This is a genomic window from Pseudomonas helleri (assembly GCF_001043025.1).
Lineage (GTDB): Bacteria > Pseudomonadota > Gammaproteobacteria > Pseudomonadales > Pseudomonadaceae > Aquipseudomonas > Aquipseudomonas helleri.
Window position 1 is genome coordinate 1 of record NZ_JYLD01000014.1, and the last position, 15,034, is coordinate 15,034.

At 55.6% G+C, this 15,034-nt stretch carries 17 protein-coding genes; 9 read left to right on the forward strand and 8 right to left on the reverse strand.

The window, feature by feature from the left end; translation table 11 throughout:
• Nucleotides 1-368: 368 nt before the first annotated feature.
• Nucleotides 369-1,568, reverse strand: a complete 1,200-nt coding sequence (tyrS, locus tag TU84_RS20020; RefSeq protein WP_048372167.1) for a tyrosine--tRNA ligase — start codon at nt 1,566-1,568, stop codon at nt 369-371.
• A gap of 212 nt (nt 1,569-1,780) precedes the next feature.
• Between tyrS and TU84_RS20025 the strand changes: the two genes are divergently transcribed.
• Together TU84_RS20025 and TU84_RS20030 are read left to right on the forward strand one after the other, a co-directional pair.
• Entirely contained in the window at nt 1,781-3,181 is a 1,401-nt protein-coding gene (locus TU84_RS20025) for a peptidoglycan DD-metalloendopeptidase family protein (RefSeq protein ID WP_048372168.1), read from the forward strand.
• Nucleotides 3,182-3,184: 3 nt separating this feature from the next.
• Nucleotides 3,185-4,276, forward strand: a complete 1,092-nt coding sequence (locus TU84_RS20030; protein WP_048372170.1) for an anhydro-N-acetylmuramic acid kinase — start codon at nt 3,185-3,187, stop codon at nt 4,274-4,276.
• A gap of 61 nt (nt 4,277-4,337) precedes the next feature.
• On the opposite strand, the gene erpA is transcribed toward TU84_RS20030, so the two are convergent.
• Nucleotides 4,338-4,688, reverse strand: a complete 351-nt coding sequence (gene erpA / locus TU84_RS20035) for an iron-sulfur cluster insertion protein ErpA (RefSeq protein WP_048372172.1) — start codon at nt 4,686-4,688, stop codon at nt 4,338-4,340.
• 147 nt (nt 4,689-4,835) lie between these two features.
• Nucleotides 4,836-5,870, reverse strand: coding sequence for an N-acetyl-gamma-glutamyl-phosphate reductase (gene argC / locus TU84_RS20040; RefSeq protein ID WP_048372174.1), 1,035 nt, complete (start codon nt 5,868-5,870; stop codon nt 4,836-4,838).
• Nucleotides 5,871-6,003: 133 nt separating this feature from the next.
• On the opposite strand from argC, the gene hemJ reads away from it, so the two are divergent.
• From hemJ to coq7, 6 genes are all read left to right on the forward strand, one after another.
• A complete protein-coding gene (gene hemJ / locus TU84_RS20045; RefSeq protein ID WP_048372176.1) occupies nt 6,004-6,429 on the forward strand; it encodes a protoporphyrinogen oxidase HemJ in 426 nt (141 codons plus the stop codon).
• A gap of 30 nt (nt 6,430-6,459) precedes the next feature.
• Nucleotides 6,460-7,419 carry an NAD(P)H-dependent flavin oxidoreductase gene (locus TU84_RS20050; RefSeq protein WP_048372178.1) on the forward strand — a complete coding sequence of 320 codons (960 nt, stop codon included), beginning with the start codon at nt 6,460-6,462 and terminating at the stop codon, nt 7,417-7,419.
• A 60-nt stretch (nt 7,420-7,479) separates the two neighbouring features.
• Nucleotides 7,480-7,998 (forward strand): DUF805 domain-containing protein, encoded by a 519-nt coding sequence (locus TU84_RS20055; protein WP_048372180.1) that lies wholly within the window; start codon nt 7,480-7,482, stop codon nt 7,996-7,998.
• 76 nt (nt 7,999-8,074) lie between these two features.
• Nucleotides 8,075-8,863: an SDR family NAD(P)-dependent oxidoreductase gene (locus TU84_RS20060; protein WP_048372181.1), complete on the forward strand. Its 789-nt coding sequence runs from the start codon at nt 8,075-8,077 to the stop codon at nt 8,861-8,863.
• Nucleotides 8,864-8,929: 66 nt separating this feature from the next.
• Nucleotides 8,930-9,268: a histidine triad nucleotide-binding protein gene (locus TU84_RS20065; protein ID WP_048372183.1), complete on the forward strand. Its 339-nt coding sequence runs from the start codon at nt 8,930-8,932 to the stop codon at nt 9,266-9,268.
• Nucleotides 9,269-9,390: 122 nt separating this feature from the next.
• Nucleotides 9,391-10,038, forward strand: a complete 648-nt coding sequence (gene coq7, locus TU84_RS20070) for a 2-polyprenyl-3-methyl-6-methoxy-1,4-benzoquinone monooxygenase (RefSeq protein ID WP_048372185.1) — start codon at nt 9,391-9,393, stop codon at nt 10,036-10,038.
• A gap of 68 nt (nt 10,039-10,106) precedes the next feature.
• Here coq7 and speD read toward each other — a convergent pair whose 3' ends face one another.
• Both speD and TU84_RS20080 read right to left on the reverse strand, forming a co-directional pair.
• Nucleotides 10,107-10,898 (reverse strand): adenosylmethionine decarboxylase, encoded by a 792-nt coding sequence (gene speD, locus TU84_RS20075; protein ID WP_048372186.1) that lies wholly within the window; start codon nt 10,896-10,898, stop codon nt 10,107-10,109.
• A gap of 238 nt (nt 10,899-11,136) precedes the next feature.
• Nucleotides 11,137-11,559, reverse strand: a complete 423-nt coding sequence (locus tag TU84_RS20080; RefSeq protein WP_048372189.1) for an OsmC family protein — start codon at nt 11,557-11,559, stop codon at nt 11,137-11,139.
• Nucleotides 11,560-11,780: 221 nt separating this feature from the next.
• Between TU84_RS20080 and crp the strand changes: the two genes are divergently transcribed.
• Entirely contained in the window at nt 11,781-12,425 is a 645-nt protein-coding gene (crp, locus tag TU84_RS20085) for a cAMP-activated global transcriptional regulator CRP (RefSeq protein WP_048372190.1), read from the forward strand.
• On the opposite strand, the gene TU84_RS20090 is transcribed toward crp, so the two are convergent.
• The 3 genes from TU84_RS20090 to trpD are packed head-to-tail and all read right to left on the reverse strand — an operon-like array spanning nt 12,422 to nt 15,031.
• Complete coding sequence (locus TU84_RS20090; RefSeq protein ID WP_048372192.1) at nt 12,422-13,123, reverse strand: lipoate--protein ligase family protein; 702 nt, start codon at nt 13,121-13,123, stop codon at nt 12,422-12,424. The genes crp and TU84_RS20090 overlap by 4 nt on opposite strands.
• Nucleotides 13,124-13,148: 25 nt before the next feature.
• Nucleotides 13,149-13,985, reverse strand: coding sequence for an indole-3-glycerol phosphate synthase TrpC (gene trpC, locus TU84_RS20095; protein ID WP_048372194.1), 837 nt, complete (start codon nt 13,983-13,985; stop codon nt 13,149-13,151).
• Nucleotides 13,982-15,031 (reverse strand): anthranilate phosphoribosyltransferase, encoded by a 1,050-nt coding sequence (gene trpD / locus TU84_RS20100; protein ID WP_048372195.1) that lies wholly within the window; start codon nt 15,029-15,031, stop codon nt 13,982-13,984. Before trpD ends, trpC begins: the two co-directional genes overlap by 4 nt.
• Nucleotides 15,032-15,034 lie beyond the last annotated feature (3 nt).

Below are 15,034 nucleotides of genomic sequence, written 5' to 3' on the forward strand. Positions count from 1 at the left end.
TCTGACTCCACAAGCACCCACACGAATTGCTTGATTTAGTTGTTAAAGAGCGGTTGGTTAAGCTTTCGCTCAACCGAGGCGCGCATTCTACAGCAGCCTCTGTTGCTGTCAAGCGGTTATTTTAAGATGTTTTCAAAGTTTCCTTTGCAACATCAACCACTTGCGCTTTCGATCTCTCGTTAGCGGGAGGCGAATTCTACAGCGTTACACGCTGCTGTCAACACCTCATTTCCTGCTTCGATGAATTGAAGCTGGCACCGTAAAAATCATCCAACTCATTGATATTCAAAGAGTTTTCCGTTTCGACTGTGCCGGAAGTGGGCGCATTATAGGCTAATAAAATGCGCCGTCCAGCACTAATTTCAGTTTTATTCAGCTTTTAGCGTAATTCGCGCAAAAGATTTCTTGCCAGCCTGGCAAACGTGAGTCGAACCCACTGCATATATATAGGAGCGATCAACCACCTCACCATCTATACGCACACCACCCGAGCTCAGCAAATCCCGCGCAACCGCAGAGTTCTTCACCAAGCCTGCTTTATTAAGGACGGCCGCAATCGGCATGTCTTCTGCCGACACGAGTTCAATCTCAGGCAAGTCATCCGGCAACTCGCCATCCTTCATCCGGTTACCCGCACCGCGATGAGCATTAGCTGCCGCCTCTTCACCATGGAAGCGCGCCACAATCTCTTCAGCCAGCTTGATCTTGATGTCACGCGGATTAGCCCCCGCCTCAACATCAGCACGCAAAGCATTGATTTCGTCCATCGAACGGAAGCTCAGCAATTCGAAGTAACGCCACATCAACGCATCCGGAATAGAAACCAGCTTGCTATACATCACGCCCGGCGCTTCCTGGATCCCGACGTAGTTACCCAAAGACTTGGACATCTTCTTAACACCGTCCAACCCCTCAAGCAGCGGCATCGTCACGATGCACTGAGCTTCCTGGCCGTAGCCGCGCTGCAACTCACGCCCCATCAGCAAGTTGAACTTCTGGTCAGTACCACCCAGCTCAACATCAGCCTTCAGCGCAACAGAGTCATAACCTTGCACCAACGGATAAAGGAACTCATGAATAGCGATTGGCTGGTTGGTGGTGTAGCGCTTGTCGAAGTCATCGCGCTCGAGCATACGAGCAACGGTGTATTGAGACGTCAGACGAATAAAGTCAGCAGGCCCCATTTGATCCATCCAGGTGGAGTTGAACGCCACCTCGGTCTTGGCCGGATCAAGAATCTTGAAGACTTGGGTTTTATAAGTCTCGGCATTATCGAGTACTTGCTCACGCGTCAGCGGAGGACGCGTAGCACTCTTGCCACTTGGATCGCCAATCATCCCGGTGAAGTCCCCAATAAGGAAAATCACCTGATGCCCCAGATCCTGGAACTGGCGCAGCTTATTAATAAGTACGGTGTGCCCCAAGTGCAGATCCGGCGCCGTCGGGTCGAAACCTGCCTTAATACGCAACGGCTGGCCGCGCTTGAGTTTCTCGACCAATTCAGACTCGACCAGCACCTCTTCGGCACCACGCTTGATTAGCGCTAGCTGCTCTTCAACCGACTTCATATCAGACCCGTAAGGCTCAAATTCAAAAAGGAACCAACCATACAAGATCAGAGACTAATTACAAGTTCTGCCCGGCATATGGCGACCATCCGCCCAGGAAAGGTTCGTCGACTTGCTTCAAGGGTGATTTGGTTATATTTTATACAGTTATTTCATCTTTACCGTGTCAGTCATCTTTTCCAATTCATCCTTTATTCAAAGTCAAATTATCTATGACCAGTCAACCGCCTAAAGCGCCACCGCTTTATCCGAAGACCCACCTGCTTGCCGCAAGTGGTATCGCCGCCCTTTTAAGCTTGGCCCTGTTGGTTTTCCCATCGAGCGAAGTAGAAGCAAAAAGAACAACCCTGAGCCTCGAACTGGAAACCCCTGCCGAGCAACTCAAGCAAGACCAAGGCAGCGAAGAGCTGGTCCAGACGACCAACGACGCTACCCCAGCGCCTTTTGCTCAAATAGAACAGCCAGACAGCCCACCCGAAGCCACCGCCAAAGTCGAAGAACCCAAAGCCCCAAACCATCGTGAAGTGGTCGTCACCAAAGGCGATACGCTGTCTACTTTATTCGAAAAAGTAGGCCTGCCCGCGTCCTCCGTTCATGAAATTTTGGCCAGCGACAAACAAGCCAAGCAATTCAGCCAGCTCAAACACGGCCAGAAACTTGAGTTTGAAATGGGCCCTGACGGTCAGCTAAACAACCTGCACAGCCAGGTAAGTGATCTTGAAACCATTACCCTCACCAAAAGTGCCAAGGGCTACACGTTTCGCCGCGTGACCGCACAACCGACTCTCAAATCCGCCTACGTACACGGCGTTATCACCAGCTCATTGTCTGCCTCCGGCCAGCGTGCAGGCTTGCCGCACAGCATGACCATGCAAATGGCCAAGGTATTCGGCTACGACATCGACTTCGCTCAGGACATCCACCCTGGCGACCAGTTCGAAATCATCTACGAGCAAAAAGTGATTAACGGCAAGAGCGTCGGCACCGGCAACATCCTGTCTGCCCGCTTTACCAACCGCGGCAAAACCTACACCGCAGTGCGCTACACCAACAAGCAAGGCATCAGCAATTACTACACCGCTGACGGCAACAGCATGCGCAAAGCATTCATCCGTACTCCGGTTGATTTTGCCCGTATCAGCTCGCGATTCTCTTCAGGCCGCAAGCACCCCATCCTGAACAAAATCCGTGCCCACAAAGGCGTCGATTATGCGGCTCCGCGCGGCACACCGATCAAGGCAACGGGCGATGGCAAAGTCTTCCTTGCAGGCCGCCAAGGTGGTTACGGCAACACCGTCATCATCCAGCACGGCAACACCTACCGCACCCTGTACGGGCACATGCAAGGCTTCGCCAAAGGCATTAAAACCGGTGGCACAGTGAAGCAAGGCCAAGTGATTGGTTACATCGGTACAACGGGCCTGTCCACCGGACCGCACCTGCATTACGAGTTCCAGGTCAATGGCGTTCACGTAGACCCGCTTGGCCAAAAGCTGCCAATGGCCGACCCGATCGCAAAAGCAGAGCGCACCCGCTTCCTGCAACAAAGCCAACCGTTAATGGCCCGCATGAACCAAGAGAAAGCCACTCTCCTGGCTTCGAGCAAGCGCTAAGCCATGGCTCTCTATATAGGCGTAATGTCCGGCACCAGCCTGGACGGTCTGGACATTGCACTTATAGAGCTGGGAGCGAGCATCAAACTGCTCGCCACCCACTACACGCCCATGCCAGACGCACTGCGCAGTGAACTACTGGGCTTGTGCAGCAGCGGACCAAACGAAATAGCCCGTTGTGCCATCGCTGAAAACCATTGGGTCGAACTGGCCGCTCAGGGCATCAATAGCCTGCTCAAGCAGCAGCAGCTATCGCCCAATGCCATCCGCGCCATTGGCAGCCATGGCCAGACGATCCGGCACGAGCCTGCACAAGGTTTCACCGTCCAGATCGGCAACCCTGCCTTGCTGGCAGAGCTCACCAATATTTGCGTAGTGAGTGACTTTCGCCGTCGCGACGTAGCCGCTGGCGGTCAAGGCGCACCGCTGGTTCCAGCCTTCCATGAAGCCTTGTTTACCGATGATGTAGGCTACCGAGCAGTATTGAACGTAGGAGGCTTCAGCAATTTAAGTCTGATTACTCCTGAAAACCCCGTCGCAGGGTTCGACTGCGGCCCGGGGAATGTTCTGCTGGATGCCTGGATACAAACGCAACGCAATCAACTCTATGACCGAAATGGCCAATGGGCAGCCAGCGGCAATGTCGCCCCTCTTCTGCTTAGCACCTTGCTGAATGACCCTTTCTTTCAAACAAAGGGCCCAAAGAGTACAGGCCGCGAGGTGTTTAACCTCCCATGGCTGCAGAATCACCTGAGCGCGCTTCCGGCCTTTGCCGCAGAAGATGTTCAGGCCACCCTGCTGGAGCTCACCGCGCAGACTATCGTGCAGTCACTGCAGGCAGCCCAAGCGCGTACCAGCGAACTATTAGTCTGCGGGGGTGGAGCGCATAACGGTGCATTGATGGCCCGCCTCGCTCAGTTACTGCAGCAAACACAAGTCAGCAGCACCCAGGCCAAAGGCGTTGATCCTGACTGGGTTGAGGCGATGGCCTTTGCATGGCTTGCGCACTGCTGCCTTGAAAACATCCCCACCAACCGCCCAAGCGTCACCGGGGCACGCGGCCTGCGTGTTCTAGGCGCTATATACCCCGCCTGATCGCAGACAGCAAAACGCCGCGATTCAACGCGGCGTTAAGGGTGTAGCAGGTATCGCGAACTTAAATCGAGAACGATGATCCGCAACCACAGGTCGTGGTCGCATTCGGGTTCTTGATGACAAAGCGCGAACCTTCCAGGCCTTCCTGATAATCCACCTCGGCACCTGCCAAGTACTGGAAGCTCATCGGATCGACCACCAGGCTTACGCCTTCGCGCTCAACGATGGTGTCATCGTCGGCCACGTCTTCATCGAAAGTAAAACCATACTGAAAACCGGAACAACCGCCGCCCGTTACAAATACGCGCAACTTCAAACGATCATTACCCTCTTCATCGACCAGGCTCTTCACCTTGTGCGCAGCACCTTCGGTGAATTGCAAAGCCGTGGGGGTGAAGGATTCGACGCTCATGCTGACTATCTCCCGGCGCTATGCCGCCATAATGCGTGATGAAGCGCATTATCCGCTTCTCCTAGAAAAGCGGTCAACTATTAAGGGAGCAGCGGCAAGCTTCAAGCTACACGCTTGCCGCGCACAACGTGAAGCTTACAGCTGCTCTTACGGCAACATCCCGGCGTGAGACAAGCCCAGGCGCTCATCCAGACCGAACAGAATGTTCATGTTCTGCACCGCTTGGCCAGAAGCCCCTTTAACCAGGTTATCGATAACCGACAACACCACGACCAAGTCACCGTCCTGTGGGCGATGCACCGCGATACGGCATACGTTCGCCCCGCGCACACTGCGGGTTTCCGGGTGGCTGCCGGCAGGCATCACGTCAACAAAAGGCTCGTTGGCATAACGCTTTTCGTACAACGCCTGCAAGTCGACCGAACGATCCACCACAGTGGCGTAAAGCGTGGAATGAATACCACGAATCATCGGCGTCAGATGTGGGACGAAGGTCAAACCCACGTCTTTACCTGCAGCACGATGCAGGCCCTGACGAATTTCTGGCAAATGGCGATGCCCTTTTACCGCATAAGCTTTCATGCTTTCGGACGTCTCGGCATACAACGAGCCGACACTCGCACCGCGCCCGGCACCGCTGACACCCGATTTACAGTCAGCAATCAGCACAGAGGTATCAGCCAGCCCGGCTTCCAGCAACGGCAAAAAGCCCAGTTGTGCGGACGTTGGATAGCAACCCGGCACCGCAATCAGGCGGGCCTGTTTGATTTGCTCGCGGTTAACTTCAGGCAAACCATAAACAGCTTCCTTCAACAACTCTGGCGCGCCGTGCGGCTGACCGTACCACTTGGCCCATTCATCCGCGTCCTGCAAGCGGAAGTCTGCAGACAGGTCGATCACCTTGGTGCCAGCCGCCAGCAATTCGCCAGCCAGTGCGTGAGCAACGCCGTGAGGCGTGGCGAAAAACACCACGTCGCAGGCCGCCAATGTCTGAGTGTCCGGCACGCTGAACGCCAGGCCGTCATAGTGACCGCGCAGGTTCGGGTACAGATCGGCAACTGGCAGGCCCGCCTCGGATCGAGAAGTGATGGCAACCACTTCAGCTTGCGGATGCTGTGCCAGCAAACGCAGTAATTCGACACCGGTGTAACCCGTGCCGCCGACAATACCGACCTTGACCATAACCTGCCCTCAACGAACCCACTGGAAAGCCCTCGATAATAGGGACACCGCGCCCCTGCGACAACCGTCAAGGTGACTCTCAGACGCTCTACTACTACTATTTGGTCTACCGTGAACCTGGGAATAACTAAAAATGCTTTATCTATGGATCAAAGCCTTCCACATCATCAGCATCGTCTGTTGGTTTGCAGGCCTGTTTTACCTGCCTCGCCTCTTTGTTTACCACGCACAAAGCGAAGATTCCGTCAGCAAAGAAAGATTTAGCCTCATGGAACGCAAGCTGTATCGCGGCATCATGGGCCCTGCAATGATCGCCACACTGATCTTCGGCGGCTGGCTGCTCTACCTGACCCCGGGCTTTCTCAGCCAAGGGTGGATGCACGCCAAACTGACCCTGGTGTTTCTGCTGATCGGTTATCACCACATGTGTGGCGCTCAGGTAAAACGCTTTGCCCGTGGCGAGAACACACGCAGCCACGTGTTTTATCGCTGGTTCAACGAAGTCCCTGTTTTATTCCTGCTGGCCATCGTCATCCTGGTGGTGGTCAAACCGTTCTGAATTCAACTCTCCCAACCTTGAGGTTATCCAATGTCACTGCCTGCCTTGCTGGATCAACGCTTGCGCCTGCCGGTAGTTGCCGCGCCCATGTTCCTGATTTCCAATCCGCAACTCGTCCTGGCGTGTTGCCGCAATGGTGTCGTGGGCAGCTTTCCGGCGCTCAATCAACGTGACAGCAGTGGTTTCAAAGCCTGGCTTGAAGAAATCGAAGCCGGGCTGGCGACATTGGAAAACCCGGCGCCCTACGCCGTTAATCTGATTGTGCACAACAGCAACCCACGGCTGCAGGCGGATCTGGCGATTTGCATCGAGCATAAAGTGCCCATCGTCATCACCAGCCTGGGCGCGGTTAAAGAGGTCGTTGATGCTGTCCACAGCTATGGCGGGCTGGTTTTCCACGATGTGACCACCCGCCGCCATGCCGAAAAAGCCGCTGAAGCGGGCGTAGATGGCCTGATTGCTGTGGCCGCAGGCGCCGGTGGCCATGCTGGCACCTGGAGCCCGCTCGCGCTGGTGGCAGAAATTCGTCAGTTCTTCGACAAAACCCTTTTGCTGGCCGGTTGCATCAACCACGGCCACGAAATTTTGGCCGCTCAAGTGTTGGGCGCGGACCTCGCTTACTTGGGTACACGCTTTATCAGCACTCAGGAAAGCCATGCCCCTGACGCATACAAAGAGATGCTAGTGGCCTCCCATGCCGCCGACATCATCCACACTGCGGCGGTATCGGGCGTACCCGCCAGTTTCATGCGTCAAAGCCTTGAGAATGCAGGTTTTGATCTGGCAGCCCTTAAAACCCAGGGCGAAGTAAAACTCAAGCCGCTCACTGACGAAGCCAAAGCCTGGAAAACCGTATGGTCCGCGGGTCAGGGTGTAGGAGAAATCACCGATCTCCCGACAACCGAGCAATTAATTACCCGCATGGACGAGGAGTACCGCACAGCGTTAAGCCTTACCTCACAACTGGCCCAGCATTGGCCGCGACACTGACACCTCGAAGCCCGCCCACCCGGCGGGCTTTTTTAAAGACACACCGACAAGGAAGCCACCATGCCAGAACCGAGCCTGGGCAATACACCCTCACAAACACCTTTCGCCACGCTGGACCCTCTGGGGTTCGACGGTCGCATCGGCCGTTTGCGATTTTTGGTCTGGAGCACCGTGATCACCCTCATTGCTATCGTGACCGGGGTATTGGTACTGCTGGCCGTCAATGTTTCACCCACATTGGGTATTACCTGCGGCGCAACACTGGCCATTGCTTATGCGTTCATTAGCCTGAGAATTGGCGCCCAGCGCCTGCATGACCTCAATTGGTCCGCCTGGATGTTGCTGCTTCATCTGGTACCGATGGCCAACCTGGTACTCGCGGTCATGATGCTCCTGATGCCCGGCACAGAAGGCCCGAACAAATACGGCCCGCCGCCACCGCCCAACAGCCGCTCAGTCACCATCGGCGCGTGGATCATCATTTTCTTCATCGGTTTGAGCCTGTTCGTGATGGCGGCGCTCTTCGCTTTAGGCTTAATGGCAACGTTGATCAACGCAGCCACCAGCAACACCCTGTAAACTGCGCAGCTAAATGAACGCGTTAACGCCAGGGACATCATTGTCACCGGACTGTACCGTTGCGATGGAGAGAAACATGACCCGTTACGCTTTGATCACTGGTGCTTCCAGCGGCATTGGCCTGGCCTTGGCAGAAGCACTTGCCCGCCGCGGGCGCAGCCTCATCCTTGTAGCGCGTCAGCGCGATGCGCTGGAAAGCATTGCGCTTGAGTTGACCCAGCGTTTCGGTGTCGAGGTGTTGTTCCGCGCCTGTGACTTGGGCGAACCCCTGCGCCTGTCCGGCTTTTTGCTGGAGCTGGAGGAAGGTGACCGGCAAATCGACCTGCTGATCAACTGCGCCGGCATTGGCACTTGCGGTCCGTTCCTCGCCCATGACTGGAGCGCCGAGCAAGACCTGATCGAGCTCAACATCCTGGCCCTGACCCGCATGTGCCATGCCATTGGCAACATGATGGCCGTGCAGGGTGGCGGGCAAATCCTCAACGTCTCATCGATCGCCGCCTACCAGCCCGGCCCGTGGCTCAGCACCTACTTCGCGAGTAAAGCGTATGTCCTGCATTTCTCCGAAGGCTTGCGCGAAGAAGTGAAAAAAACCGGCATCAAAGTCTCAGTGCTGTGCCCCGGAGTCACCCGCACCGGCTTTTTCGACGCGGCAAACATGAACCCGGAAGCCGTCAAACGTAATAAAAGTGCCCTGAGCCCTGAAGAAGTTGCCCTTTACACCGTGCGCGCACTCGACAAGAACAAGGCGATTATCATGCCCGGCTGGCGCAACCGCTGGCTCACGCGCATGCCACGCCTGCTTTCTCGCTGGCTGACCCGCAAAATCGCAGCCTCAGTGAACAAATCTTACTGCCCGCGTTAACGAGACTGGGCGTAATCGGTGTCCGTGAGTACACTCAGACCGGACTTCACTCACGGAGACAACGCTTTGGATACTCTGTTCACCAAAATCATCAACCGTGAAATACCGGCCAAGATCATCTACGAGGATGATCAAGTGCTGGCTTTTCACGATATTGCCCCCCAAGCGCCGGTTCACTTTTTGGTCATTCCAAAAAAACACATCGCCACCCTCAATGACCTGACCGAAGAAGACAAGCCGCTGGCCGGGCACATTCTGTTTACCGCGCAGCGCCTGGCCAAAGAGCTGGGCTGCGAAGACGGTTTTCGCGTAGTGATGAACTGCAATGAAAATGGAGGCCAGACGGTTTACCACATTCACATGCACGTTCTGGGTCAACGCCAGATGAACTGGCCGCCGGGCTGATTGCTCTGCCCGCCCGTACACACCGTGGGAGCCACCGCTCCCACGCCGACGCATGATCCAACGCAAACCCTGCCTACGCGTTTGAGGTAAACTGACCACCGTGATTTTTTCCGGAGGTAAGCATGACTACCCAACGTCACTACTCGCCGATTGACCGTCTCCTGTTGCAAGCCGATACCGCCATGCGCACCCTGCTGCCCTTCAGTGGTCAGCCGCATCGCCCTTCCCCGGCCATTGTCAAAACCGAAAAGCCGCTCGATGAAAAAACCGCCCGCCACGTGGCCGGGCTGATGCGCATCAACCATACCGGCGAGGTATGCGCCCAAGCGCTGTACCAAGGGCAGGCCTTAACCGCCAAGTTACCGCACGTGCGCGAAGCGATGGAACATGCCGCTGAAGAAGAAATCGACCACTTGGCCTGGTGCGAACACCGTATCCACCAACTGGGCAGCCATACCAGCGTGCTCAACCCGCTGTTCTACGGCATGTCATTTGGCATTGGTGCCGTCGCCGGCCTGATCAGCGACAAAGTCAGCCTCGGCTTTGTTGCCGCGACTGAAGACCAAGTGTGCAAACACCTCAACGAGCACCTTGAGCAACTGCCTGCCGAAGATGAAAAATCCCGCGCTATCCTCGAGCAGATGCGCCTCGACGAAGAACAGCACGCCGAGTCAGCATTGAATGCAGGCGGCTACCGCTTCCCGGCGCCGGTAAAATTTGGCATGAGCCTGCTGGCGAAAGTCATGACCAAAAGCACCTATCGCATCTGATCCCGGCATCCAAGCCATAAAAAAGGCGGTTACCTCTCGGTAGCCGCCTTTTTTTGTTGCGCGAAAACTTACCCCATATTGCGGGCGTAGAAGATTTCGAGCATTTCGTGCTTCACGCGCTCAGTGACCTGCGCACGTTGTTCAACCGACAGATTGCTGGTCGCGTCGCCGAACAGGTAATTATCCAGTTCGAAGTTCTTGAGCAGCATCTTGGTGTGGAACAGGTTTTCCTGGTACACGTTCACGTCGGTCATCTGGTAACCGTCGCGGGTGTCTTCGGAGAGGTAGTTCTGGATCGAGTTGATCTCGTGATCGATGAAGTGCTTTTTGCCTTCTACGTCACGGGTAAAACCACGCACACGATAGTCGACCGTCACGATATCCGAATCAAACTGATGGATCAGATAGTTGAGAGCTTTAAGCGGTGAAATAACGCCGCACGTCGACACGTCAATATCCACACGGAAAGTCGCAATACCGTCCACAGGATGAATCTCTGGATAGGTGTGCACCGTGATATGACTTTTGTCGAGATGACCCAAAATGGTCTCTGGCAGCGGGCCAGGGGATTCTTCGATCTGGCTTTCGGTAGGCGTTACCGGCTGCTCAGAAATCAGAATAGTGACGCTGGCGCCTTGTGGATCGTAATCCTGACGAGCGATGTTCAGGATATTGGCCCCAATGATATCGACCACATCTGTGAGGATCTGCGTCAGGCGTTCTGCGTCGTACTCTTGATTGATGTACTCAACGTATGCCTGCTGGTCTTGCGGGGTTTCCGCGTAGCAGATGTCATAGATGTTGAAGCTCAAGGTCTTTGTCAGGTTATTGAACCCGTGGAGCTTGAGTTTGCTTTTCACCGTTATAAAACTCTCTATGTCGATGCGGCTCGGCCGCGTGATCCAGCATGCCCGTCAAGTGCGTGGACGCACCTGCGTAGGACGGTTAACACCTCTTCGCGATGGCGATTTTGGTTATTTGTTCGGACGTGAGCCGGGGTTATTCCCTGCCACTGCCCTTAAAAAAGTGGCGCATTATGCAGACGTCAGCTTCTGATCGCCAGAGTCTGCAATGCTTTTATGTAAATTGGATGTCGGCTCAGCCTAGCTCAACAATTTCATAGTCGTGGCTGATAGCTACACCTGCTGCGCCCAGCATGATCGACGCCGAGCAATATTTCTCGGCAGACAGCTCGATCGCACGCTTGACCTGAGCTTCTTTCAAGCCGCGGCCCTTGACGACAAAGTGCAGGTGAATTTTGGTGAACACTTTTGGGTCTTCAGTGGCGCGTTCCGCTTCCAGAAAAGCCTCGCAGCTTTCAACCGGCTGACGCGACTTTTTAAGGATACTGACGACATCAAAGTTACTGCAGCCACCGAGCCCAAGCAGGAGCATTTCCATAGGCCGTACGCCCAGGTTACGACCGCCACTCTCAGGAGGGCCGTCCATGACAACCACATGGCCGCTCCCTGATTCGCCCAGAAACATGGCTTCACCAGCCCATTGAATGCGTGCCTTCATCACCCAGACTCCACTGTTCTAAAAGGGGCGCCAGCTTAGCACAGGGCCTGAAAGCGGTGACTCACCGCACCAAAGGCTTTATCCGTCAGCCCATAATAAAAAATCTACAAACCATACAGAATCTGTCTGTTAAGCTGGCGCCAAATCACTGGCGCCAGCCAGCCAGCGCTCTCTATATAAATAGATCTGCCCCTTACTGTGTACGCTTTCGGGATACAACCATGGTTGCTATTACCCCTCTATCCAAGATCAAGAATCTCGACAAATTTTTGACTCATTGCCAACGCAGACGCTATCCAACCAAGAGCAATATCATCTGCGCAGGCGAACACTCACACACGCTGTTTTTCATCCTCAAAGGCTCTGTCACCATCCTGATTGAGGACGACGAAGGGCGCGAGATGATCATTGCCTACCTCAACTCAGGCGACTTTATTGGCGAGCTGGGTTTGTTTGAACAGGCAGGGCAAGAACAACCCCGCAGCGCTTGGGTTCGAGCCAAGACTGAATGCGAAGTCGCAGAAATCAGCTACGTAAAGTTCCGAGAGTACGCACAACAAGAACCCGAGATTCTTTACTCCCTGAGCGGCCAGATTGCTCAGCGTTTACGTAATACCACCCGCAAGGTGGGCGACTTGGCGTTCTTTGATGTCACCGGCAGAGTCGCGCGTTGCCTGCTGGACCTGTGCAAACAACCCGACGCCATGACCCACCCGGACGGGATGCAGATCAAAATCACGCGTCAGGAAATCGGCAGAATTGTCGGCTGTTCACGAGAGATGGTCGGCCGTGTGCTCAAAGGTCTTGAAGAGCAAAACCTGGTCAGCGTCAAAGGCAAAACCATGGTGGTGTACGGCACCCGCTAAGGGCGCAGCAGGGGCGCCAGAATCTGTTGATAACTGGCACCCAGGCGCTCGAAGAAATCGGGCGCGGCAAACACTTCATGCAAGGCAATATGGCTGTCAGCGAGGCAGTGTTTGCCTTGCGCACAGCGCTGATTGAAACGATTAACGGCAGCCACCATCGACTCACGTTCATCCTCAACCAGCAGTGCACCGTGCACCAGACCTACAGGCCGTTGGCCGCCCTGGCTTTGGCGCCAGCGCTGAGCCGTGCCAACCAGTTTGCGGGCATTGAGATTGACGTTAAAACGGCCATCACAAAAGGCGCCTTCGACTTCGCCTAAAGACGCCGTGCCGCCCAAAGCCGTCAACAGATCACAGATCGGGTCACACAAGCGGCGATAGGCCGTTTCGATACGACCGTGATCGCCTTCGCTGCGGGGCGGTGCATACACCAGCGCGATATTGACGGTAGAAGGCGATTGAGGAACAGGCTCTCCGCCCGTCTCACGCAGCAGAATCGGCCAACCACTGGCGGCCAATTCAATACTGGCCTCATCAAACCCGGCCGACCGGCTCAAGCGCCGAGGCATCACCAGCGCCCGGTCAGTAGGCTGCCATAACAGCAAACCCGCCTCCTCATTCCCAGCACACACCGAGGCCAGCAAATCCTGCTCGGCTTTAAGACCTGCTTCAACGGTGAGTTGCTGGATAAGCGCCATAGAGACCTGCCTGACACAAAACGGGTTAATCCAGCGTCGAGCCTGTCACATGCACGCTACGCTCCGGAAAGAACAAACGCTGCAGCTCAACACCTGGCTGCTCAGCGCGCATAAACACCTCACCGACGAGGAACGAATACACCTCGCTGATTTCCATCAGCTCAACGTCGGCCCGGTTGAGAATCCCGCTTTCAGTGATCACCAAGCGATCACGCGGCACCCGTGGCAACAAGTCCAGCGTGGTTTCCAGGCTGACCTCAAAGGTGTGCAAATTGCGATTGTTGATACCCACCAGCGGGGTATCCAGGGTCTTCAAGGCACGTTCCAGTTCATCGGCATCGTGCACTTCAACCAGCACATCCAGGTTGACGCTTTTGGCAACGGCAGCCAGCTCGGCCATCTTCACGTCATCCAGCGCAGAGACGATCAGCAAAACGCAGTCCGCCCCCAATGCGCGCGCTTCAACGATCTGATAAGGATCGATCATGAAGTCCTTGCGGATCACCGGCAACTTGCACGCCGCACGGGCTTGTTGCAGGTATGCATCGGCGCCCTGAAAGTAGTCAACGTCGGTCAACACCGACAAACACGTTGCGCCGCCCAGCTCATAACTTTTGGCAATGTCGGCCGGAACAAAATCTTCACGGATCACGCCCTTGCTCGGCGATGCCTTTTTGATCTCGGCAATCACCGCCGGTTGCTTCAGTTTGGCCTGGGCCAACAAGGCTTTGGCAAAACCGCGTACAGGATCTGCCTGAGCCGCCAGACCTTCAAGCTCCGCCAGGCTCACGCGTGCGCTGCGCTCGGCGACTTCTTGAACTTTACGCGCCAGAATTTTTTCCAGAACGGTAGGCACACTCATGCTTCATTCTCCTGCTTGAAGATCGCGGTAAAGGCGCCCAGCTCTTCGAGTTTTTCTCGCGCCAGACCTGTGTGCAACGCATCGTGGGCCAAGGCCACACCCTCTTTGAGCGTGTAGGCAAGGTCAGCGGCATACAACGCAGCGCCTGCATTGAGTACGATCATTTCAGCGGCCTTCTGGCCCGCCTCAGTTTTGCGACGGCCCAAGGCATCGCGGATCAGCTCCAATGATTGCGCCGGGCTATCCACCACCAGGCCAAACAAACTCTGGCTCTTTATACCCAAGTCTTCTGGCTGAACCCAGTACTCAGTGATTTCACCTTTTTTCAGCTCGGCTACAAACGTTGGCGCGGCCAGGCTGAACTCATCCAGACCGTCTTGCGAATGCACCACCAGCACGTGTTTGCTGCCCAGACGCTGCAACACTTCAGCCAGCGGACGGCACAGCGCCTGGTTGAACACCCCGACCACTTGATGCAACACACCAGCCGGATTCGTAAGCGGGCCAAGCATGTTGAACAAGGTGCGCAGCCCCAGGTCGCGACGCGGGACCGCCGCGTGCTTCATGGCGCCGTGATGAGACTGGGCAAACATAAAGCCAATGCCGACGCTGTCGATGCAACGCGCCACCTGAACAGGTGTCAGGTTCAGGTACACACCGGCGGCCTCAAGCAGATCGGCACTGCCGCTCTTGCCCGACACCGCACGGTTACCGTGTTTGGCCACCGTGCAACCTGCAGCAGAAATCACCAGGGCAGACGCCGTGGAGACGTTGAAAATGTTCGCGCCATCGCCCCCGGTGCCGACGATATCCACCACGCCGTCCAGGGTATTGAGCTCGACCTTGTCCGCCAACTCACGCATGGCCGTGACGGCACCGACGATTTCGTCGATGCTCTCGCTCTTCATGCGCATGCCCATCATGAACGCGCCAATCTGCGCTTCGGTACATTTGCCGGTCATGATGTCGCGCATCACATCGCGCATCTCGGCTTCGCTCAAATCAAGGTGACCGACGATACGGCTCAAGGCTGTTTTGATATCCATAAG